Source organism: Actinomadura kijaniata (assembly GCF_014138665.1).
Taxonomy (GTDB): domain Bacteria; phylum Actinomycetota; class Actinomycetes; order Streptosporangiales; family Streptosporangiaceae; genus Spirillospora; species Spirillospora kijaniata.
Window position 1 is genome coordinate 1,409,059 of sequence record NZ_JACJIA010000001.1, and the last position, 21,559, is coordinate 1,430,617.

The 21,559-nt window shown below is 73.0% G+C and carries 18 protein-coding genes; 12 read left to right on the forward strand and 6 right to left on the reverse strand.

Annotated features, from left to right (window positions below):
• Positions 1–327: 327 nt before the first annotated feature.
• From ppdK to HNR61_RS06725, 6 genes are all read left to right on the forward strand, one after another.
• Positions 328–3,018: a pyruvate, phosphate dikinase gene (ppdK, locus tag HNR61_RS06700; RefSeq protein ID WP_182842122.1), complete on the forward strand. Its 2,691-nt coding sequence runs from the start codon at positions 328–330 to the stop codon at positions 3,016–3,018.
• Between the two features lie 127 nt (positions 3,019–3,145).
• A complete protein-coding gene (locus HNR61_RS06705; protein WP_182842123.1) occupies positions 3,146–3,907 on the forward strand; it encodes a YdcF family protein in 762 nt (253 codons plus the stop codon).
• Positions 3,908–3,957: 50 nt separating this feature from the next.
• Positions 3,958–5,208: a deoxyguanosinetriphosphate triphosphohydrolase gene (locus HNR61_RS06710; RefSeq protein WP_182842124.1), complete on the forward strand. Its 1,251-nt coding sequence runs from the start codon at positions 3,958–3,960 to the stop codon at positions 5,206–5,208.
• Positions 5,209–5,304: 96 nt separating this feature from the next.
• Positions 5,305–6,543 (forward strand): NAD(P)/FAD-dependent oxidoreductase, encoded by a 1,239-nt coding sequence (locus HNR61_RS06715; protein ID WP_182842125.1) that lies wholly within the window; start codon positions 5,305–5,307, stop codon positions 6,541–6,543.
• A 39-nt stretch (positions 6,544–6,582) separates the two neighbouring features.
• Positions 6,583–7,764, forward strand: a complete 1,182-nt coding sequence (locus tag HNR61_RS06720; RefSeq protein WP_182842126.1) for an MFS transporter — start codon at positions 6,583–6,585, stop codon at positions 7,762–7,764.
• Positions 7,765–7,871: 107 nt separating this feature from the next.
• Positions 7,872–8,294, forward strand: a complete 423-nt coding sequence (locus HNR61_RS06725) for a GtrA family protein (protein ID WP_067817175.1) — start codon at positions 7,872–7,874, stop codon at positions 8,292–8,294.
• A gap of 9 nt (positions 8,295–8,303) precedes the next feature.
• Here HNR61_RS06725 and HNR61_RS06730 read toward each other — a convergent pair whose 3' ends face one another.
• Both HNR61_RS06730 and HNR61_RS06735 read right to left on the reverse strand, forming a co-directional pair.
• The gene (locus HNR61_RS06730; RefSeq protein ID WP_182842127.1) at positions 8,304–8,987 is read right to left on the reverse strand and encodes a response regulator; all 684 of its coding nucleotides are present in this window, start codon (positions 8,985–8,987) and stop codon (positions 8,304–8,306) included.
• Positions 8,988–8,993: 6 nt separating this feature from the next.
• Positions 8,994–10,583, reverse strand: a complete 1,590-nt coding sequence (locus HNR61_RS06735; RefSeq protein ID WP_182842128.1) for a sensor histidine kinase — start codon at positions 10,581–10,583, stop codon at positions 8,994–8,996.
• Positions 10,584–10,734: 151 nt separating this feature from the next.
• Here HNR61_RS06735 and HNR61_RS06740 point away from each other — a divergent pair, with 151 nt between their 5' ends.
• The 3 genes from HNR61_RS06740 to HNR61_RS06750 all read left to right on the forward strand — a co-directional run bounded on the left by HNR61_RS06740 (position 10,735) and on the right by HNR61_RS06750 (position 13,861).
• Complete coding sequence (locus HNR61_RS06740) at positions 10,735–11,724, forward strand: tripartite tricarboxylate transporter substrate binding protein (RefSeq protein ID WP_182842129.1); 990 nt, start codon at positions 10,735–10,737, stop codon at positions 11,722–11,724.
• Between the two features lie 115 nt (positions 11,725–11,839).
• On the forward strand, positions 11,840–12,370 hold the full coding sequence (locus HNR61_RS06745) for a tripartite tricarboxylate transporter TctB family protein (RefSeq protein ID WP_220508916.1): 531 nt from the start codon (positions 11,840–11,842) through the stop codon (positions 12,368–12,370).
• A gap of 3 nt (positions 12,371–12,373) precedes the next feature.
• Entirely contained in the window at positions 12,374–13,861 is a 1,488-nt protein-coding gene (locus HNR61_RS06750; protein WP_182842130.1) for a tripartite tricarboxylate transporter permease, read from the forward strand.
• A 77-nt stretch (positions 13,862–13,938) separates the two neighbouring features.
• Here the strand turns inward: HNR61_RS06750 and HNR61_RS06755 are convergent, their stop codons facing one another.
• The gene (locus HNR61_RS06755) at positions 13,939–15,291 is read right to left on the reverse strand and encodes an LVIVD repeat-containing protein (protein WP_182842334.1); all 1,353 of its coding nucleotides are present in this window, start codon (positions 15,289–15,291) and stop codon (positions 13,939–13,941) included.
• Positions 15,292–15,540: 249 nt separating this feature from the next.
• On the opposite strand from HNR61_RS06755, the gene HNR61_RS06760 reads away from it, so the two are divergent.
• Complete coding sequence (locus tag HNR61_RS06760; RefSeq protein ID WP_182842131.1) at positions 15,541–16,206, forward strand: DUF305 domain-containing protein; 666 nt, start codon at positions 15,541–15,543, stop codon at positions 16,204–16,206.
• Here HNR61_RS06760 and HNR61_RS06765 read toward each other — a convergent pair whose 3' ends face one another.
• Together HNR61_RS06765 and HNR61_RS06770 are read right to left on the reverse strand one after the other, a co-directional pair.
• Positions 16,207–17,484 (reverse strand): alpha/beta fold hydrolase, encoded by a 1,278-nt coding sequence (locus tag HNR61_RS06765; RefSeq protein ID WP_182842132.1) that lies wholly within the window; start codon positions 17,482–17,484, stop codon positions 16,207–16,209. It lies immediately after the preceding gene.
• 30 nt (positions 17,485–17,514) lie between these two features.
• Positions 17,515–18,384 (reverse strand): LLM class F420-dependent oxidoreductase, encoded by an 870-nt coding sequence (locus tag HNR61_RS06770; protein WP_182842133.1) that lies wholly within the window; start codon positions 18,382–18,384, stop codon positions 17,515–17,517.
• 75 nt (positions 18,385–18,459) lie between these two features.
• On the opposite strand from HNR61_RS06770, the gene HNR61_RS06775 reads away from it, so the two are divergent.
• On the forward strand, positions 18,460–19,284 hold the full coding sequence (locus HNR61_RS06775; protein ID WP_182842134.1) for a GNAT family N-acetyltransferase: 825 nt from the start codon (positions 18,460–18,462) through the stop codon (positions 19,282–19,284).
• 158 nt (positions 19,285–19,442) lie between these two features.
• On the opposite strand, the gene HNR61_RS06780 is transcribed toward HNR61_RS06775, so the two are convergent.
• Positions 19,443–20,063 carry a TIGR03086 family metal-binding protein gene (locus HNR61_RS06780; RefSeq protein WP_182842135.1) on the reverse strand — a complete coding sequence of 207 codons (621 nt, stop codon included), beginning with the start codon at positions 20,061–20,063 and terminating at the stop codon, positions 19,443–19,445.
• An 82-nt stretch (positions 20,064–20,145) separates the two neighbouring features.
• Here HNR61_RS06780 and pdxR point away from each other — a divergent pair, with 82 nt between their 5' ends.
• Complete coding sequence (gene pdxR / locus HNR61_RS06785) at positions 20,146–21,555, forward strand: MocR-like pyridoxine biosynthesis transcription factor PdxR (protein WP_182842136.1); 1,410 nt, start codon at positions 20,146–20,148, stop codon at positions 21,553–21,555.
• The last annotated feature ends 4 nt before the right edge of the window (positions 21,556–21,559 follow it).

The window sequence follows — 21,559 nt, forward strand, 5'->3', positions numbered from 1 at the left end:
CACCTCCTTGATCCATCATTCCCTCTCGTCGGCAATGGCCATGCCATGGCGCTCGCCTCTTTCCTCGCGGACCCGACAGGGGACCTGTCGGTCATGCCGTACTGGAATAGACCATTACAGCGGCTCTGACCTGGCATAACGCCCGGTCGGGGACCGGGCGGCGGGCAGACCGCCACAACACGGGTACAGTCCCCCGCAAGCAGGACAAGGGCTGCCACTGCCAGGCAGAACGTCGCATCGTGCCACGTCGGCACGGTGTGACCGCCACCTGGCAGGGGAGACCCCCGTCCTGTCGTTGGGTGGAATCGGAGCGAGAAGGAGCTCCCCGTGCCGAAGTTCGTGTACGACTTCACTGAGGGCAACAAGGACCTCAAGGATCTGCTGGGTGGCAAGGGCGCCAACCTGGCCGAGATGACCAACCTCGGTCTGCCCGTGCCTCCCGGGTTCACGATCACCACGGAGGCCTGCCGGCACTACCTCAAGCACGGGAGCCTTCCCGAGGGGCTTGAGGAAGAGGTAGCCCGGCACCTCTCCGCGCTGGAGGAGGCGATGGGCAAGCGCCTCGGCCAGAGCGACGACCCGCTGCTGGTCAGCGTACGTTCCGGCGCCAAGTTCAGCATGCCGGGCATGATGGAGACCGTTCTCAACATCGGCCTCAACGACGAGTCGGTGCACGGCCTGGCGGCCCAGGCGGGCGACGAGCGCTTCGCGTGGGACTCCTACCGCCGCCTGATCCAGATGTTCGGCAAGACCGTGCTGGACATCGAGGGCGAGCTGTTCGAGGAGGCCCTGGAGGACGCCAAGCGCGCCAAGGGCATCGACAACGACGTGGACCTCGACGCCGGGGACTTCCGGGCCCTGGTGGACACCTACAAGGGCATCGTCCGCGAGCACGCCGGGCGGGAGTTCCCCACCGACCCACGCGAGCAGATGGACCTGGCGGTCAAGGCCGTCTTCGACTCCTGGAACGCCGACCGCGCGATCCTGTACCGCCGCCAGGAGCGCATCCCGGTCGACCTGGGCACCGCCGTCAACGTCTGCTCGATGGTGTTCGGCAACCTCGGCATGGACTCGGGCACCGGCGTGGCGTTCACCCGCGACCCCGCCTCCGGCCAGCAGGGCATCTACGGCGACTACCTGCAGAACGCGCAGGGCGAGGACGTCGTGGCGGGCATCCGCAACACCGTCCCGCTGACCGAGCTGGAGACCATCGACAAGGCCTCCTACGACCAGCTTCTTGAGATCATGGAGAAGCTGGAGAACCACTACCGCGACATGTGCGACATCGAGTTCACGATCGAGCGCGGCAAGCTGTGGATGCTCCAGACCCGGGTCGGCAAGCGGACCGCCGCCGCGGCGTTCCGCATCGCCTGCCAGCTCCTCGACCAGGGGCTGATCACCGCCGACGAGGCCGTCCGGCGCGTCACCGGCGACCAGCTCGCGCAGCTGATGTTCCCCCGCTTCGACGCCTCCCGCGCCGACGGGGCCACCAGGCTCACCAAGGGCATGAACGCCTCCCCGGGCGCGGCCGTCGGCAAGGCCGTGTTCACCTCCGCCAGGGCCGTCGAGCTGGCCGAGCGCGGCGAGGACGTCATCCTGGTCCGCCGCGAGACCAACCCCGACGACCTGGCGGGCATGGTCGCCGCCAGGGGCGTGCTGACCTCGCGCGGCGGCAAGACCTCGCACGCCGCCGTCGTCGCCCGCGGCATGGGCAAGACCTGCGTCTGCGGCGCCGAGGAACTCGACGTCGACGTCAAGGCCGGCCGGTTCACCGCGCCCGGCGACGTCGTGGTCGAGGAGGGCGAGGTGATCTCCATCGACGGCTCCACCGGCGAGGTGTTCCTCGGCGAGGTGCCGGTCCAGGACTCCCCGGTCGTCCGGTACTTCGAGGGCGAGCTGGGCGCCGCCGACGGCGACGAGCTGGTCACGGCCGTCGACCGGATCATGGGGCACGCCGACGGCCAGGCCCGGCTGAGGGTCCGCGCCAACGCCGACAACCCCGAGGACGCCGCCCGCGCCCGCCGCTTCGGCGCGCGGGGCATCGGCCTGTGCCGCACCGAGCACATGTTCCTCGGCGACCGCCGCCGGCTCGTCGAGAAGCTGGTGCTCGCCGAGACCGACGACGAGCGGCGCGCGGCCCTGGAGGCCCTGGAGCCGCTGCAGAAGCAGGACTTCGTCGGCATCTTCGAGGCCATGGACGGCCTGCCGGTGACCATCCGGCTCATCGACCCGCCGCTGCACGAATTCCTCCCCGACCTCACCGAGCTCTCGGTGAGGGTGGCCCTCGCAGCCGACGACGCCGACCCGAAGGACCGCAAACTGCTCGAAGCGGTCCACCGCCTGCACGAGCAGAACCCTATGCTTGGACTCCGCGGCGTGCGGCTCGGTTTGGTGATTCCCGGCCTGTTCTCCATGCAGGTGAGGGCGATCGCCGAAGCCGCCGCCGAGCGGAGGCGGGCCGGGGGCGACCCGCGACCCGAGATCATGATCCCACTCGTCGGGGCCGTCCAGGAACTCGAGGCGGTCCGCGAGGAGGCCGAGCGGGTGCTGGCCGACGTCGCCGCCGAGACCGGAGTGGACGTCCCCGCCCTGATCGGCACCATGATCGAGCTGCCCCGGGCCGCGCTGACCGCCGGGCAGATCGCCGAGGCCGCCGAGTTCTTCTCCTTCGGCACCAACGACCTCACCCAGACCACCTGGGGCTTCTCCCGCGACGACGTGGAGGCCGCGTTCTTCGGCCGCTACCTGGAGCTCGGCATCTTCGGCGTCTCCCCGTTCGAGACCCTGGACCGCGAGGGCGTCGGCCGCCTGGTGCGGATCGCCGCCGAGGAGGGCCGCCGCACCCGCCCGGACATCAAGCTCGGCATCTGCGGCGAGCACGGCGGCGACCCCGAGTCGGTGCACTTCTGCCACGAGGTCGGCCTGGACTACGTGTCCTGCTCGCCGTTCCGCGTCCCGGTCGCCCGCCTGGAGGCCGGCCGCGCCGTGATCGAGGCGGACGGGAGCGACAACCGTTGACGGAGTGACGTGAGAGGGGCGAGATGAGGGGCCGTGGGATCCGGTGACGGATCCCACGGTCCTTCCCGGCGTGTCGGGCCGAACCGGGACCCTTCCCCGCGTCGTCTCATTTAACGTGGCGAGCGCGATGACATTGGAAGTCCAGTTGCCCGAACCCGAGTGGAACGACGAGCCGCAGGAGCGCCCCGGCAGGCGCTCCGGCAAGCGCGCGCGCCGCGAACGCGAGCCCCGCTCCCGCGCGTTCATCATCACCGTGGGCGTCGTCGTCGGGCTGGTCGCCATCGCGGTGCTCACGCCCCTCACCGTCGCCTGGCGCGTGTGGTACCAGGCGCGCCAGGACGAGCGCCCCCGCTCCGACGCGATCATCGTGCTGGGCGCGGCGCAGTACGACGGCCGCCCGTCCCCGACGCTGCAGTGGCGGCTCCAGCACGCGCTGGAGCTGTACCGCAAGGGCGTCGCCCCGCGCATCGTCACCGTCGGCGGCAAGGCCCCCGGCGACCGCTTCACCGAGGCCGACGCCGGGCGGCGCTGGCTGATCAACCGGGGCGGGATGCCCGCCGACCGGGTGGTGGCCGTCCCCGAGGGCCGCGACACCCTGCAGAGCTTCCAGGCCACCGGCCGCCTCTACCAGCGGTCCGGCTGGGACAGCGCCGTGCTGGTCACCGATCCCTGGCACGGGCTGCGCTCCAAGCGGATGGCCGAGGACAACGGCATCCGCGCCGCGTCCTCGCCGACGCGTTCGGGGCCGAGCGTGCAGACCCGCGACACCCAGTTCAGTTACATCGTCCGCGAGACCGGCGGCTACCTGTCCTACGTGCTGTTCGGCAAGAGCGTGAAGGCCCCCAGCGAGACCGTGAAGAAGCTGCCGGAGGGGACGCCGACCGGATGACATCCGCCGTTGGGCGCGATGTCGGACGAGCCGCATACGCTGGGGGGACGATGAAGGAGTACTCGCACCACGACCGTCAGCGCTGGGCTCCCGAACCCCCCAAGCGCCGGGACCGCACCGCCTTCGAACGCGACCGCGCCCGCGTCCTGCACAGCGCCGCGCTGCGCCGCCTGGCCGCCAAGACCCAGGTCGCCTCGCCCGGCGCCGAGCCCGACGGCAACGTGCAGAGCCTGCGCACCCGGCTGACCCACTCGCTGGAGTGCGCCCAGATCGGCCGGGAGCTGGGCAAGTCGCTGGGCTGCGACCCGGACCTGGTGGAGACCGCGTGCCTGTCGCACGACATCGGGCACCCGCCGTTCGGGCACAACGGCGAGGCGGCGCTGGACGTGGTGGCCCGCGACTGCGGCGGGTTCGAGGGCAACGCGCAGAGCCTGCGGGTGCTGACCCGGCTGGAGCCCAAGTCGTTCGCGCCCGACGGCCCGCCGCTGGAGGGCCGCAGCGTCGGCCTGAACCTGACGCGCGCAGCGCTGGACGCCTCGATGAAGTACCCGTGGCCGCAGTCGGAGGCGGTCAACGGCAAGTTCGGGATCTACGAGGACGACCGCGCGGTCGCCGACTGGGTCCGCGACGGCACCCCGCCCGGCCGCGCCTGCTTCGAGGCGCAGGTCATGGACTGGAGCGACGACGTCGCCTACTCGGTCCACGACCTGGAGGACGCCCTGACCGCCGGGCACGTCGACTTCGCCCGGCTGGCCGACCCCGCCGAGCGCCGCCTGGTCGCCGCCACCGCGATCAAGCTGTACTGCCCCGACTCCGACCTGGCCGAGCTGGAGGAGCGCTTCGCCGACCTGCTGGCGCAGCCCTACTGGCCGGACCGCTACGACGGCACCCCGCGCACGCTGGCGGCGCTGAAGAACCTGACCAGCACGCTGATCGGCCGGTTCTGCGTGGCCGCCGAGGACGCCACCCGCGACGCCCACGGGGACCGGCCGCTGACCCGCTACGCCGCCGACCTGATCGTGCCGCGCGCCCAGCGGCTGGAGTGCGCGCTGCTCAAGGGGATCACCGCGCACTACGTGTGGATCAACCACGAGGAGACGCGGGCCCGGCAGCGCGAGCTGATCATCGAGCTGGCGGACCTGATGCTGGCCGCCGCGCCGGAGTCGCTGGACCCGGCGTTCCGCGCCTCGTTCGCCGAGGCCGCGGGCGACGCGGCCCGGCTGCGGGTGGTGGTGGACCAGATCGCCTCGCTGACCGACACCTCGGCGATCATGCGGCACCGCCGGCTGAGAGGTTTTTAACCGTCCGGGGCTTTACATGACCCTTGTCGGGTTGGGGGCGTCGCTGTAGGGATACAAGAACGGAACCCCTACGGGTCCCCACAACGGGAGGTCACCATGCCCGAGGAGACGTTCGTCATCGTCGGCGCGAGCCTGACCGGCGCCAAGGCGGCCGAGGCCCTGCGCGAGGAGGGGTTCCGCGGACGCGTCGTGCTGATCGGCGCGGAGGTGGAGCGGCCCTACGAGCGCCCGCCGCTGTCCAAGGGCTTCCTGCTCGGGCGAGAACCCCGTGACAAGACGCACGTCCACGAGCCGGACTGGTACGACAAGCACGACGTCGAGCTGCGCCCGTCCACGGTGGTGACCGCCATCGAACGGCGGGACAGGCAGGTGCGGCTGGAGAACGGCGACCGCATCGGCTACGACAAGCTGCTGCTGGCCACCGGGGCGTCGCCGCGCCGGCTGGAGGTGCCCGGCTCCAAGCTGGAGGGCGTCCACTACCTGCGCACCCTCTCCGACGCGGCGCGGCTGCGCGAGGCGCTCGCGCCCGGCGGGCGGCGCGTGGTGGTGGCCGGGGCGGGCTGGATCGGCCTGGAGACGGCCGCCGCCGCGCGCGAGTACCGCAACGACGTCACGATCATCGAGCCGAACCCGACCCCGCTGTACTGCGTGCTCGGCGGCGAGGTCGGCCAGATCTTCGCGGAGCTGCACCGGCGGCACGGCGTGGACCTGCGGCTGGACCAGGGCGTGGCGGGCTTCTGGGGCGCGGGCCAGGTGTCGGCGGTGGTGACCTCCGGCGGGGCGGAGATCCCGGCGGACGTGGTGATCGCCGGGATCGGGGTGCGGCCCAACACCGAACTCGCCGAGCGGGCCGGGCTGGAGGTCTCCGACGGCGTCCTCACCGACGCCGCGCTGCGCACCTCCGACCCCGACATCTACGCCGCCGGGGACGTGGCCAGCTCCTACCACCCGCTGCTGGGGCGGCGGCTGCGCGTGGAGCACTGGGCCAACGCCCTGAACGGCGGCCCGGCGGCGGCCCGGTCGATGCTCGGCCGGGACGTCGTGTACGACCCGATCCCCTACTTCTTCACCGACCAGTACGAGCTGGGCATGGAGATGTCGGGCCTGGCGACGCCGGGGGACTACGACCGGGTGGTGTTCCGGGGCGACGTGCCCTCGCTGGAGTTCATGGCGTTCTGGCTGTCGGAGGGGCGCGTGGTGGCGGGCATGAACGTCAACGTGTGGGACGTGGTCGAGGACGTGCAGGCGCTGATCCGCGCCGGTGTCCGGGTGGACCCCGAACGCCTGGCGGACCCGAAGACCCCGCTGCCGGAGCTGCTGGCCACCGGTAGTTGAAGATTTTCCCTCCCGGCGGGGTCGGCGTAGGGTCGTTCCGTGCCGACCGAGACGACCGCACCGCACCGCCGCGCGCGGGTCGCGGTGACCCTGGCGTTCCTGGTGCACGGTCTGGTCGGCACCGCCTGGGTGGCCCGCATCCCGCAGATCAAGCAGGAGCTCGGGCTCGGCGAGGGGGCGCTCGGCGTGGCGCTGCTGGGCGCGCCGCTCGGGGTGTTCTTCGCGGTCCGGGTCGCGGGCCGCGCCGTGGCGCGCTGGGGCAGCCGCGCCACCAGCCTGGCGACCGGCGCGGGCGGGGCGCTGGCGCTGGTCCCGCTGGGGTTCGCGTGGGACCTGCCGTCGCTGACCGGCGCGCTGTTCCTGCTGGGCATGGGCCTCGGGATGATGGACGTGGCGATGAACGCCCAGGGCGTCGCGGTGGAACGCGCCTACGAGCGTCCGATCATGTCCGGGCTGCACGGCTCCTACAGCGTCGGGACGCTGCTGGCCGCCCTGGTCGGGGCGGGCGCGGCGCAGGCGGGCGTCCCGGTCCCGGCGCACCTGTCGGCGATGGCGGGGGTGCTGGCGGCGGTGCTGCTGCTGGGCTGCCGGGGCATGCTCGGCCCGGCCGCCGACGCCACCCCCGGGCCCGCCAGGGGCGGGACGGCCGGCGCGGGGAGGGCCGCGCGGGTGTCCCGGTGGACGCTCCCGCTGCTGGGCGTGATCGGGCTGTGCTCGTTCGTCGGCGAGGGCGCGATGGCCGACTGGAGCGCGGTCTACCTGCGTGAGGACCTGGGCACGGCGCCCGGCACGGCCGGGCTCGGCTTCGCCGGGTGCGCGGTCGCCATGACGGTGGGGCGGCTGGCCGGCGACCGCGTGGTGCACCGGTTCGGCCCCGTCCGGGTGCTGCGCGCCGGCTCGCTGGTGGGCTCGCTGGGGCTCGGCCTCGGCCTGCTGGCGCACCACCCGGTGGCGGCCGTGGCCGGATTCACGCTGTTCGGGCTGGGGATCGCCGTGGTGGCCCCGGTCACGTTCAGCGCGGCGGGCAACCTGCCGGGCGTGCCCGCCGCGACCGGCATCGGGCGGGTCACCGCGGTCGGCTACCTGGGCCTGCTGGGCGGGCCTCCGGTCATCGGGTTCGTGGCCGAGGGGCTGGGGCTGCCGTGGGCGCTGGCCGTCCCGGCGGTGCTGGCCGGGGCGATCGTGGCGCTGGCCGGGGCCACCGCCACCGCCGACCGGTGACCCGTTCCCGGTGATCTTTGCCCGACCGGAGAGCGGGTATTTGTCCGACTCGGGTAATGTCTGGGCAAGTGAGCACCTTGGAGCGGTCAAGACCGGTCAAACCGGTCATGAATGGGCGGGATCGCCGCACATTCCTCCGTGAGCTGCTCAGCTTCGGTTTCGTCGGGTTCCTGGGCACCGTGATCACGATCGGCGGCGCCAACGTGCTGCGGCACTGGCTCGGCGGCTCCCCGCTCACCAGCGTCGTGATCCCGACGGCCGCCTCCACCCTGTCGTCCTACCTGCTGAACCGGCACTGGACGTTCCGCGGCAGCGGCAGCGACGGCACCGGCCGCGAGATGGCGCTGTTCTTCGGCCTCAACGGCATCGGCATGGCCATCCAGGTGCTGGTCACCGGGTTCACCTTCTACGTCCTCGGCCTGCACGGCGGGATCGCCTACAACATGGGCCTGCTGGTCGGCCTGGGCCTGGCCTCGGCGTTCCGCTACTGGTCCTACAAGAAGTGGATCTTCACTCCGGCCGCCGTCTAGGGGCGCCGGCTAGGAACGCCAGTGGTAGCGGCGCTCGGGGCGGCCCGTCCCGCCGTAGCGCAGCCGCACCTCGGCGCGGTTGGTGTCGGCGAAGTGCTCCAGGTAGCGCCGCGCGCTCGGCCGCGACAGCGCCGTCAGCTCCGCGCACTCGGCCGCCGACAGGCCCTCCGGATGGGACCGCAGGGACTGCTCCACCAGGTCGGCGGTCTGCTCGCTGAGGCCCTTGGGGAACGTGCGGGCCGCGCGCGGCCGTGACCCGAACATCAGGTCCACGTCCTCCTGCGCCGCCGCCGCGCCGGGCGAGATCTGGTGCAGCCGCGTGTGCAGGGCGGCGAAGTGCTCCAGCTGGGCGCGCAGCGCCGCCGCCGAGAACGGCTTGATCAGGTAGTGCAGCGCCCCGCCGCGCAGCGCGCCCCGGATGGTGCCCACGTCCCGCGCCGCGGTGATCATCATGATGTCGATGTGCGCGGTGGCGGGGTCGGCGCGCAGCTCCCGCAGCACGCTCAGGCCGTCCAGGTCGGGCAGGTAGACGTCCAGCAGCACCAGGTCCGGGCGCAGGTCGTGGACGGCGCGCAGCGCGTCGGCGCCGGTGTGCGCCACGCCCGCCACGGTGAAGCCGGGGATCCGTTCGACATAGCCGCCGTGCACCTTGGCGACCATGAAGTCGTCGTCCACGACCAGGACGCGGATCATGTTCCCTCACTCTCTGCGGGCCGACGGGAGGACGGCGGTGAATTCTGCTCCGCTGTCGTTGCGCACGTCCACCGAGCCGCCCCGGCGCACGCAGATCTGCCGGGTCAGCGCCAGCCCCAGGCCGCGCCGCCCCTGCTCGGCCGCCTTGGTGGTGAAGCCGCGCCGGAACACCTCGGTGGCGATCTCCGGGGCGACGCCCGGCCCCGAGTCCCGCACCACGACCACCACCGCGGGGCGGCCGTCGGCGGTCTCGGCGTCGTCGCGGATCTCGGCCTCCACCCAGTCGTCGCCGCCCCCGGCGGACAGGGCGTCCAGCGCGTTGTCGACCAGGTTCCCCACGACCGTGACCAGGTCGCCCGACAGCGCCTCGTCGACCGGCGCCAGGCGGCTGGCCGGGGCCAGCCGCATCCCGATGCCGCGCTCGGCCGCCAGGCTCGCCTTGGCGATCAGCAGCGCGGCCACGGCCGGGTCCTCGATCCGGGCGGTGACCTGGTCGTGCCGGTCGTCATGGGCGCTGCTGACCAGGTTCACATAGGACCGGGCCTCGTCGTACTCGCCGAGCTCGATCAGCCCGGCGATCGTGTGCAGCCGGTTGGTGAACTCGTGCGCCTGGGCGCGCAGCGTGTCGGTGGTGCGGGAGGAGACCGCCAGCTCCTCGCGCAGCGTGGCCAGCTCGGTGCGGTCGCGCAGGGTGGCGACCGCGCCGATCAGCCGCCCGCCCGCGCGGACCGGCAGCCGGTTGATCACCAGGACGCGGCCCGCGCGCAGCACGATCTGGTCGGCGCCCGGGGCGCGGCCGGTGAGCACGTCGCGCAGCCGCTCGTGCACCCTCAGGTCGTCCACGGCGGTGCCCACCGCGTCGGCGGGCAGCGCCAGCAGCTCGCGGGCGCGGTCGTTGACCAGCGTGACCCGGTCGTCCCGGTCCATCGCGATCACGCCCTCCTTGATACCGTGCAGCAGCGCCTCGCGGTGCTCGATCAGCCCGGTGATCTCGCGCGGCTCCAGCCCGAGCGTCTGCCGCTTCACCCGCGAGGCCAGCAGGAACGACCCGGCGACGCCGATCACCGTGGTGATCGCCAGCAGCGCCAGCGCGGTGCCGGGGGAGCCGGCGACCCCCGCCCACAGGCCGGGGGTGTCCCGGCTGACCGCGACGTACCCGACGGTGCCCCGGCCGGCGTCGCCGACCACCGGGACGTGCGCGGCGAGCCGTCCGCCGGCCTCGCCGACCCACGCCCGCCCCCGCCGCACGGTGCTGTCGCCGAACGCCAGCGGCCGCCCCACCAGGGCCGGATCGGGCGCGGTCAGCACCCGCCCGTCCCGATCGGTGATCACCACCGCGTCGGCACCGGACAGCGTGCGGGCCCCCTCGGCGAACGACGGCAGCGCGTCGCGCCGGGCGGGGGCGGCCAGCGAGGCGCGCACACCCGGCGTGGCCGCGACGTTCTCGGCGACGGCCAGCAGCTTGCGGCCCTCGGTGTCACGGAACACCGCGTTGCTGTGCAGGGTCGAGTACGCCGCCACGCCGCCGAGCAGCGCGAAGACGATCAGCAGCTGCCAGACCAGCAGCTGCCGTGCCAGCGAGCCCGCCGGACCCATCTCCCACCTCCCGATCCGGGCGATGGCGACCCTACCGGCGTGACCGAAACGACCAAAAGTATCGATAGCTCCCAAAGAGCGACACGCGGCCGCCGGACGGGCACCATGTGGCCCAGAACACACACCGTAACGTTTCCCGAGGTAAGGCCGGATGAGACAACCCCGAGCATGGCTGGCGGCGCTGGGAGCGGCGCTGCTGGTGACGTGCGTCCCACCCCTGGTGTCCGGCGGCGACGACCGGACGACCGGCACCGCGATCCCCGGGCTGCGGGTCCTGGTGCCCAACGCCCCCGGCGGCGGCTACGACCTGACGGCCCGCACCGCCGTCAAGGCCATGGAGGAGGCGGGCCTCAGCAAGAACATCGAGGTGTTCAACCTGCCCGGCGCGGGCGGCACCGTCGGCCTCGGCCGGATCGTCGGCGAGCGCGGCAACGGCCGCCTGGCCATGTCCATGGGGCTCGGCGTCGTCGGATCGGTGCACACCAACCGCTCGCCGTCCACGCTGGCCGACACCACGCCGGTCGCGCGGCTCATCGAGGAGTCCGACATCGTCGTGGTCGGCAAGAACTCGCCGTACCGGACGATCCAGGACCTGATCAGGGCATGGAGGGCCGGGCCCCGGTCGGTCCCGGTCGGGGGCGGCTCCTCGCCGGGCGGCCCCGACCACCTCGCGCCGATGCTGATGGCGCGGGCGGCCGGCGTCCCGCCCCGGCAGGTCAACTACGTGCCGTTCGACGGCGGCGGCGAGCTGACCGCCTCCATCCTCGGCGGCAAGGTCGGCTTCGGCATGACCGGCGTCGGCGAGACCCGCGACCAGATCGCGGCGGGCGAGCTGCGCCCGCTGGCGGTGACCGGGGCCCGGCGCGTCCCCGGCATCGACGCGCCCACCCTCAAGGAGGCCGGGCTGGACGTCGAGTTCACCAACTGGCGCGGCATCGTCGCCCCGCCCGGCCTGTCGGACCGCGACCGCGACCGGATGGTCGCCCTCTGGACGGAGCTGCAGCGCACCGAGCAGTGGCAGAAGGCGCTGCGCGACAACGGCTGGACCCCGGCGTTCCTGCCCGGTGACCGGTTCCGGGCGTTCATCGCCGCCGAGAACGGCCGCGTCGCTTCGGTGCTGAAGGAGCTGGGACTCGCATGAGCACGCTGGAAGGGCGCGGCGCCGTCTGGACTGAGGAGCGCCGGGAGCGAAGCGACCAGAGCGACGAGGGAAGACGGCGCCTTGGGGCGCCCTGGAAGCGGGCGGGAAACACAGCATGAGTGAGATGACGCACGAGCACGGGCACGAGCACGGGGAGCGTGCGCCCGTTCGGCGGTCCGAGCTGGGGCTGTGCGCGTTCCTGCTGGTCCTCGGCGGGCTGGTGTGCGTGGACGCGCTGCGCATCCCCGACGACTTCACCCGGCGCGGCCCGGTCGGGCCCGAGGCGGTCCCGATGCTGGTCGGCGGGCTGCTGGTGCTGGTGTCGGTGCTGCTGGCGGTGGACGTGCTGCGCGGCGGCCGGGGCCAGGCCGAGGCGGGCGAGGACATCGATCCCGACACCCCCGCCGACTGGCGCACGGTGGCGATGCTGCTGGCGGCGTTCCTGGCGAACGTCGCGCTGATCGGCCCGCTCGGCTTCCCGATCGCGATGGCGGTGCTGTTCTGGGGCTCGGTGTACGCGCTGGGCAGCCGTGACATGGTGCGCGACCCGCTGCTGGCGGCCGGGCTGTCGCTGCTGACCTGGTTCGTCTTCGACCGGCTGCTGGGCGTTCCGCTGCCCGGCGGGCCGCTGATGGGGGTGCTGTAGGGCATGGACGCGTTCACCCACCTGCTGGACGGGTTCGGCACCGCCCTGACCCCGGCGCACCTGGCGTTCGCCGCGATCGGCGTGATCCTGGGCACCGCGATCGGCGTGCTGCCCGGCATCGGCCCGGCGATGGCGGTGGCGCTGCTGCTGCCGGTGACCTACGGGCTGGACTCCACGGCCGCGTTCATCATGTTCGCCGGGATCTACTACGGCGGCATGTTCGGCGGCTCCACCACCTCGATCCTGCTCAACACCCCCGGCGAGAGCGCGGCGGTGGTCACCGCGATCGAGGGCAACCCGATGGCCCGCTCCGGGCGCGGCCCGCAGGCGCTGGCCGCCGCCGCGATCGGGCACTTCGTCGGCGGCATGGTCGGCACGACGGCGCTGGTGCTGCTGGCCCCGGCGGTCGCGTCGGTCGCGGTCGACATCGGCGCCCCCGACTACTTCGCGATCATGGTGCTGGCGTTCGTCGCGGTCACCTCGGTACTGGGCGCCTCCCGGCTGCGCGGGCTCGCCTCGCTGCTGCTCGGCCTGACCCTCGGCCTGGTCGGCCTGGACCAGATGACCGGGCAGTCGCGGCTGACGTTCGGGACGCTGCACCTCAGCGACGGCATCGACGTGGTGCTGGTCGCGGTCGGGCTGTTCGCGGTCGGCGAGGCCCTGTGGGTCGCGGCGCACCTGCGGCACGGGGGGAGCAGTCCGATCCCGGTCGGCCGTCCCTGGCTGTCGCGGGACGACCTGCGGCGCACCTGGAAGCCGTGGCTGCGCGGCCCGCTGATCGGGTTCCCGTTCGGCGCGGTCCCGGCGGGCGGCGCGGAGATCCCCACGTTCCTGTCGTACGCGACCGAGAAGCGGCTGTCCAAGCACCGTGACGAGTTCGGCAAGGGCGCGATCGAGGGCGTGGCCGGTCCGGAGTCGACCGCCAGCGCCTCGGCCGCCGGGACGATGGTGACGATGCTGACCCTGGGCCTGCCCACCACGGCGGTCGCGGCGGTCATGCTGGCGGCGTTCCAGCAGTACGGCATCCAGCCCGGACCGCTGCTGTTCCAGCGCGAGACCGACCTGGTGTGGGGCCTGATCGCCAGCCTGTTCGTGGGCACCGTGCTGCTGCTGCTGATCAACCTGCCGCTCGCGCCGGTCTGGGCGAAGCTGCTGCGGATCCCGCGCCCGTACCTGTACGGCGGCATCCTGTTCTTCGCCAGCGTCGGCGCGTACGCGGTCGGCGGCGACCCCGTCGACCTGGTCGTGCTGCTGCTGATCGGGCTGCTGGGCTTCGCGATGCGGCGGTTCGGCCTGCCGGTCCTGCCGGCGATCCTCGGGGTGATCCTGGGTCCGGGCGCGGAGCTCCAGATGCGCCGCGCCCTCCAGCTCAGCGACGGCAGCCTCACCGGGCTGGTCAACTCGCCGCTGGCGGTGGCCGTCTACGCCGTGGTCGCGGTGCTGCTGGCCTGGCCGCTGGCCCGCCGTCTCGTGCGGGCGGCCCGCCGCTAGGGCGGCCGGACAGGGAAACGGCCCCCGGCGGGATGCCGGGGGCCGTTCTCTTGGCGTGGGTCAACCGGGTCCGACCGTCAGTCGAAGTAGTCCGGCTGGCTCTGCGCGTTCAGGATGTCGAGCTTGACGCGCTTGCCCTTGTCGGTCCGCTTGTCGCGGATGTCGATGACGTCCAGACCCTTCTGGATGTCACTGGAGTAGATGTAGCCGTTGTAGTAGTACGCCGACCACGAGCCGCCCAGGATCAGGTTCTTGTCGTCGAACGGGCCACGCTCGAACCAGCCGATCTCCTTGGGCTTGCGGGAGTCGGTGAAGTCCCACACCGAGATGCCGCCCTGGTACCAGGCCTGGACCATGATGTCCTTGCCCTTGACCGGGATCAGCGAGCCGTTGTGGGCCACGCAGTTCTCGGTGTCGGTGTTCGGCCGCGGGATCTTGTAGTAGCTGCGGAAGACCAGCTTGGCCTTGTCGCCCTTGCCCACGATGTCGTAGATGGCGTTGGCGCCCTTCTGCTGGCCGATGGTGGCGTTGCAGGTGGCCGCCGAGCCGCCGCCGAGCTCGTCGGTGAAGACGATCTTGTTGGCCTTGTTGTTGAACGTGGCCGAGTGCCAGAACGCGAAGTTCTCGTCGTCGCGCACGCTGGTGACGACGCGCGGCTTCTCGCGGTCCTCGATGTCGAACAGCACGCCGTCGCCCATGCACGCCCCGGCCATCAGGTCCTTGTCCGGGTACGCGGTCAGGTCGTGGCAGCCAGAGGTGGCGGAGGTGCCGTTCGGCCAGGGCTGGCCGTCACCGGGGTTGCCGCCGTCCGGGAACAGCACCGGCTCCGACAGCACGGACGCCTCGGCCGGCTTCTTCAGCGGGACCTTGACGATGGAGATCAGGTCGTGCGGCGGCTGGCAGTCGGGGAACGTCGAGTTGGGCGAGTACGACGACACGTAGATGTAGGCGGTGCCGCGCTTGCCCGGGACGAGCGTGTTGGTGTGCGAGCCGCACTTGGTCTCGACGGCCTTGACGTAGCGCGGGTTGCGCACGTCGCTGATGTCGAAGATCTTGATGCCCTCCCACGCCGTCTTGTCGGTCGCGGGCTTGGGCACGGCCTGGCAGGAGTCGTCGCTCATCGAGCGGTCGGTCGACAGGAACAGCAGGTCCCCGGCGATCGACACGTCGTTCTGCGCGCCCGGGCACTGGACGACGCTGACGATCTTCGGCTTGGCGGGCCGGCTGATGTCGAAGACGGTGAAGCCGTTGTAGTTGCCGGCGAAGGCGTACTTGCCCTTGAACGCCCAGTCGGTGCCGTAGGCGTCGACGGCGCTGAACGGCCCCGGCTTGGGGATGTTCGCCAGGTGGTGCATGTTGTCGGACTTGGCGATCTCGTCCTTGCCCGGAATGTCGGCCGACGCGGCCGGCGCGGTGAGGACGGCCGCCATGGCCAGGACGACCCCCGAGAGGGTGCCCAGCAGTGTTCGGCGTCTGGTCTGGCGTCTGCGAACTGGCGCCACCCTGTCTCCTTACGTACGACCCCCGATGACATGACATTGATCAAATGGAGTATGAGGGCTGAAACGTCCCTTGCCCAGAGGTGTGGCGATCTGTGAGCTTTCCGAGACCTAGTGGTCTTTTGTCGGGAATGCTGGAGTGGGTACCTTCGCGCTACCAGACCCGAGGGATGGAGTGCGATGCGACACCGGATCGCCGTGACAGTGGCGACGACGCTGCTGGCCGGAGCCGTTCTCAGCGGATGCAGCGGCGAGGAGAGGCCGGCCGCCAAACCCAGCGGCACCGTGCTGGTCCCCGGAAAACCGGGGGAGCCGAACCGGACCCAGCCCGCCGCCCCCGCCAAGGCGCCGGCCAAGCCGACGGCCGCGGAGATCCGCTTCGTGCAGATGATGATCCCGCACCACGAGCAGGCGCAGGCGATGTCGGTGCTGGCGCCCCAGCAGGCGTCCGACCGGCGGGTGAAGGCCCTGGCCAAGCGCATCGACCTGGCGCAGGGCGGCGAGATCGCGGCGATGCAGTCCTGGCTGCGGCGCAACAACGTCGGCACCGGGGCGGGCGGGCACGGCGGGCACGGCGGCCACGGGGCCAAGCCCTCCGCCGACCCGCACGCGAACATGCCGGGCATGGCCACGCCGCAGCAGATGGAGCAGCTGCGCGCCGCGCGCGGGGAGGCGTTCGACAAGCTCTACCTGGAGCTGATGATCACCCACCACCAGGGGGCGCTGACCATGGTGAAGGACGTGCTGGACAAGGGCCAGGACGTCGTGGTGCAGGAGCTGGCCCGCGAGGTGCAGTCGGGCCAGCTCGCCGAGATCGAACGGATGCGCGACCTGCAGAAGAAGTGATCAGACCTCGCCGCGCACCATCCGGATGAGGCGGTCCAGCACCCTGCCGCCGCTGTTGCGCAGGCCGTCGTGCTCGTACTCGTTGGTGATCCACGGGCGCAGGCCGCGCACGGCGGCGGCGGTCCGCAGCGACAGCTCGCGGTCCACGTACATGTCGTCGTGGTAGACGGCGGCGGCGACCGGGACCTCGTTGGCGGCCAGCCGACCGGCGTCGTAGAGGGCGGGCCAGTCGTCGCGCCCGGCCAGCAGGTGGGCGGCCTCGCGCAGCGGCACCAGGTACGGGTCCTGCTCGAACTGCCAGGGGTAGACCATCTCCCCGGTGAACGGGAACGGCGCGTCGTCCTCCAGCGCGTCGAACGCGGGGAACTCCGCCCGCACCCGATGCGCCGCCCACCGCGTCGCCGAGCCGCCCTGCGCGTAGCACGGCTCGTGCAGGATCGCGTGGAAGGGGGCCTCGGCGTACGCGGTGTGCGCCTCCACCTGCCGCAGGAACACATCCGACGGCTCGTCGCCGTCGAACGCGCCCTCCAGCAGGTAGTGCATGCGGTGCGCGCCGTCGCTCATGCCGAGCATCACCCCGAGCGTCTGGAACATCTCCACCGACAGCAGGCCCCCGGCGGGCAGCCGCACCTCGTTGTCGCGCAGGTGCCGGGCGATCCGCCTGACCTGCTCGACGTCCTGCGGGTAGGCGTCGTAGAACGCGGCGTTCTTGGCGGCGACGTGCGGATAGGTGCGCCGGTAGACGTCGTCGGCGGTGGCGTCCAGGCCGGGCAGCCCGCCGGTGATGAGCACCTCGCGCAGCCCCTCGGGCGCCAGCGACAGGTACGTGACCGCGCAGAACCCGCCGAAGCTCTGCCCGAGGACGCTCCACCGGCCCTCGCCCAGCAGCGCGCGGCGGATCAGCTCGGCGTCCCGGACGATCGAGTCGGCGCGGAAGTGCGCCAGGTACCCGGCCTGCCCGGCGGGGTCCATCCCGGCGAGGGTGCGGCGGTTGGCCGGGGTGGAGCGGGCGGTGCCGCGCTGGTCCAGCAGCAGCACCCGGTAGTCCTCCAGGGCGCGGTCCAGCCACGAGTCGCGGCCGACCGGGCGCGGCGACCCGTAGCCGGGACCGCCCTGCAGGTACACCAGCCACGGCAGGTCGTCGCGGCCCGCCTTCCCGGCCGCGACGACCTCCCGCGCGAACACCTCGATCGTCGGCCCGTCGGGGCGGGCGTGGTCGAGGGGGACGGTGAACCGGTGGTCGGTGAGCACGGTGCCGGGCTGGCGGTAGGTCGTCATGCTCCGACCGTATCCGCGGCCCGGCGCGGGTCAGCGCCCCGCCGGAGTGATCTTCTCGACCTGGGGCAGCGCCTCGGCCAGCACCCCGGCCAGGTCCTGCCCGGGCCACTGCGAGAAGATCACGTGGTCGACGCCGCGTTCGGCGTTGCGCCCCACGATGTCGACGGCCCGGTCCACCGAGGGGGTCTCCTCGAAGTACGTCATCGCCGTCTTCTCGATCTCGGCGTAGTCGCGGCCCTCGCGCTCGCAGTGCTCGCGCAGCACCTCCAGCTTGTGGGGCATCTCGGGGGAGTCGAACAGGTTGCAGGCGTCGGCGTACTTCGCGACCAGCCGCAGCGTCTTCTTCTCCCCGCCACCGCCGATCAGGACGGGCGGGTGCGGCGCGCGCAGCGCGGGCGGGGAGTTCAGGGGCCGCTCCAGCCTGTGGTGCTCGCCCTCGAACGGGGTCTCGTCGCCGCTCCACATCTGGCGGGCGATCCGCAGCGTCTCCTCCAGCCGCTCGAAGCGCTCGGCGAGCGGCGGGAACGGGATGCCGAGGCCGTGCGCCTCCTCCTCGTTCCAGGCCGCGCCGATCCCGAGCCAGGCCCGGCCGCCCGACAGCACGTCCAGCGTCGTCACGGTCTTCACCAGCACGCCGGGGTGCCGGTAGGCGACGCCGGTGACCAGCGTGCCGAGCGTGATCCGCTCGGTGACCGCCGCCGCGTACGCCAGGGCCGTGTAGCCCTCCAGCATCGGGTCCTCGGGCGGCCCGACGATCGCGATCTGGAAGAAGTGGTCCATCACCCACAGCGAGTGCAATCCGCCCTCGTCGGCCTCGCGGGCGATCCGCGCGAACTCCGGCCCGATCCGCTCGGGGCCGCCGGGGAAGGTGAAGCTGGGAACCTGCAGTCCGATCCGCATGAGTCTCCTCCGCTTGGTCTCCCTACCACTCTGCGATCTGGAGCGTACTCAAGGTCAACCCCTAAGATCCCTGGAATGGATCTGACCGTCCGGTCGCTCACCCTCGACGATCTCGACGCCTGCCTGGCCCTCGCGGTGAGCCGCGACTGGCCGCCGGAGCGCGACACCTGGCGGACGCTGTTCGCGCTCGGCTCGGTCTACGGGATCGACGCGCCGGACGATGGCCTGCTCGCCACCGCCGCGGGTGTCTCCTACGGCGCGGCGACGACGGCGGTCGGCATGGTCCTCACCGCGCCCTCGCACGAGCGCCGGGGGCTCGGCGGGCGCCTGATGCGGCACGTTCTGGCCGAGTCCGGAACCCCCTCGGCGTGGCTGACGGCGACCACTTTCGGCCGTCCGCTCTACGAACGCCTCGGCTTCCGCGCCGTCGGGGGGATGAGCACCCTCAGGGGGGCGGCGGCGCTCGCGCCGTCCGGCCGGTCCCGTCCCGCCGCCGCGGGGGACCTGCCCGCGATCCGCGCGCTGGACGCCGCCGCGTTCGGCGCGCCCCGCGAACGCCTCCTGGACCACCTGTCGGGCTTCTGCCTCTCCTGGCGCGTGGTGGAGACCGCGAAGGGGATCGCGGGTTTCGGCGGGGCGTGGCGCAACCACCAGGAGACCGTGCTCGGCCCGGTCGTCGCCGACGACCTCGCGACGGCGACGGCCCTGCTGGCGGACCTGGCCGCCGAGACCCCCGGCCCCCACCGCGCGGAGGTGGACCACCGGCGGCCCGAGCTGCTGGCGTGGCTGGAGAGGGCGGGCCTCACCACGGCGTTCACCACGACGGTGATGGAGTACGGCCCGCCGCTGCCGTCGGACCCCGCACGCCTGTTCACCGCCGCCTCCCTGGCCCTCGGCTAGGCGGCCTTCCAGGGCCCCGGGACGCCACGAGCACAGGACGGTCGCCCTTCTCGACACGCCGTCGCCGCGCGGCGTGCCGGGCAGGTCGGAGCCCACCCGATCGGCGGCCCGGATGCGTGCGCCGCGCGCCACCTCGAACGGCTTTCGCGGGCGGAGGGTCACCTCCACCGGTACTGGCTGGGCACCCAGGACGGGGAACGGCCGAGCAGCGTCAGCAGGCGGTCGCCGGGCGACACGTCCTCCGGGGCGGGCACGGTCCGGTCGAACGCCAGCCCCGGCCCGCGCGTCGCGTCGTCGGTCGGCACGAGGGCGGCGACCGCGAGCGACGCCTCCAGCATCTCGGCCGACGGCTCCCACGGCAGGCCGAGCGTCGCCGCCACGTCCCAGGCGTGCACCACCAGGTCCACGAAGTGGAAGCTGACCGCCATCCGGCCGGGAACGGGCCGGTCGGCGACCTCCGGCATCAGGAACGGCCGGTCCGGCACGCCCTCCTCGGCGAACGCCCCGGTCACCAGGTCGAGGGAGGCGCGGGCGGCGGCGTGGGGGTCGTCGCCCAGCGAGCCGTTCCGCCACACCTGAAGGTCGCCGCCATCTCCGCGGGCCGCCGCCGCGAACCCCTCGTCCTGGCTCACCTGGTGGCGCAGCAGGCCGTGCAGCGTCCAGTCGGCGCACGGGGTGGCCAGCGCGAGGTCGGCGGGCTTCACCTGCGCGACGAAGGTCAGATAGAAATCGGCGGCGCGGCGGTCGAGATCGCGGAAATCGGTGCTCATCGGATCCATGGCGACACCGTAGGGGCGCGCGGCGGCCCGGTTGAAGGGCCGAAATGGCGGGAAACGACTGGGCCGCTCTAGGGTCGGCGGGATGGACGTCCATGTCAGCCTCGACGGCCGCCGCGACCTGGCGGGGCAGATCTACCGGCAGCTGCGCGACGCCGTCCTCGACGGGCGGCTGCGGCCCGGCGACCCGGTGCCGCCGACCCGCGAGCTGGCGCGGCGGCTGGCCGTCTCCCGCACCACGGTCGGCGTCGCCTACGACCGGCTCGCCGGCGAGGGGTTCCTGGAGGGCCGGTCCGGCGCGGGCACCTACGTGCGCGCGACGGGGACGGCCCCGCGCGGCGCGCCCGCCGCGTCGCCGCTGCGCCCCCGCGCGGTGTGGCACGACCTGGCGGCGTGGCCCGCCCGGCTGCCGGGGGCCCGCTACGACTTCCGCGTCGGGCTGCCGGACGCGGGGCTGTTCCCGTTCGCGGAGTGGCGGCGGCTGATGGCGGCGGAGCTGCGCCCCACCGCGCGGGCCCTGTCGGGCGCGTGGGACCCCGCCGGGCTGGACGTGCTGCGGGAGGCGGTCGCGCGGCACGTGGGGGTGTCCCGGTCGGTGCGCGCCGACGCCGCCGACGTCGTGGTCACCGCGGGCATCCAGCAGGCCCTCGACCTGGTGTGCCGGGTCCTGCTGGAGCCGGGCGCGGCGGTCGCGATGGAGGACCCCGGCTACCCGCCCGCGCGGCTGCTGTTCCGGTCCCTGGGGCTGCGGGTGCACGGCGTCCCGGTGGACGCCGAGGGACTGCGCGTGGACGCGCTGCCGGACGACGCCCGCGCCGTGTACCTCACCCCGTCCCACCAGTTCCCGCTGGGCATGGCCATGTCGCTGCCCCGGCGGCGGGCGCTGCTGGAGTGGGCGCGGCACCGCGAGGTGGTGATCGTCGAGGACGACTACGACACCGAGTACCGCTACGGCGGCCGCCCGGTCGAGCCGTTGCAGAGCCTGGACGCCGACGGCCGCGTCATCTACCTGGGGACGTTCTCCAAGGCGATGCTGCCGGTGCTGCGGCTGGGGTTCCTGGTCGCCCCGGCCGCGCTGCGCAGGGCGTTCCGGGCGGCCCGGTACGTGTCGTCGTGGCACTCCGACCTGCCCGTGCAGGCGGCGCTGGCCAGGTTCGTCGACGAGGGCATGCTGGCGCGGCACCTGCGGCGGTCGCGCCGGGAGTACCAGGCCCGGCACGAGCACCTCGTCGAACTGCTGGAACGCGACTTCGCCGACCGCTTGGCCGTCGTGCCGTCGGAGGCCGGGCTGCACCTGAGCGCGTTCCTCACCGGCGACGACACCGGCGACGACACCGGCCTGGCGCGCCGCGCGCTGGACCACGACGTGGCGCTGTACCCGCTGTCGGAGTTCGCGATCGCCGGGCCGCCGCGGCCGGGGCTGGTGTTCGGCTACGGCGGGGTCCGGCGCGACGACATCGGGGAGGGGCTGCGGCGGCTGCGCCGGGCGATGTGAGGAC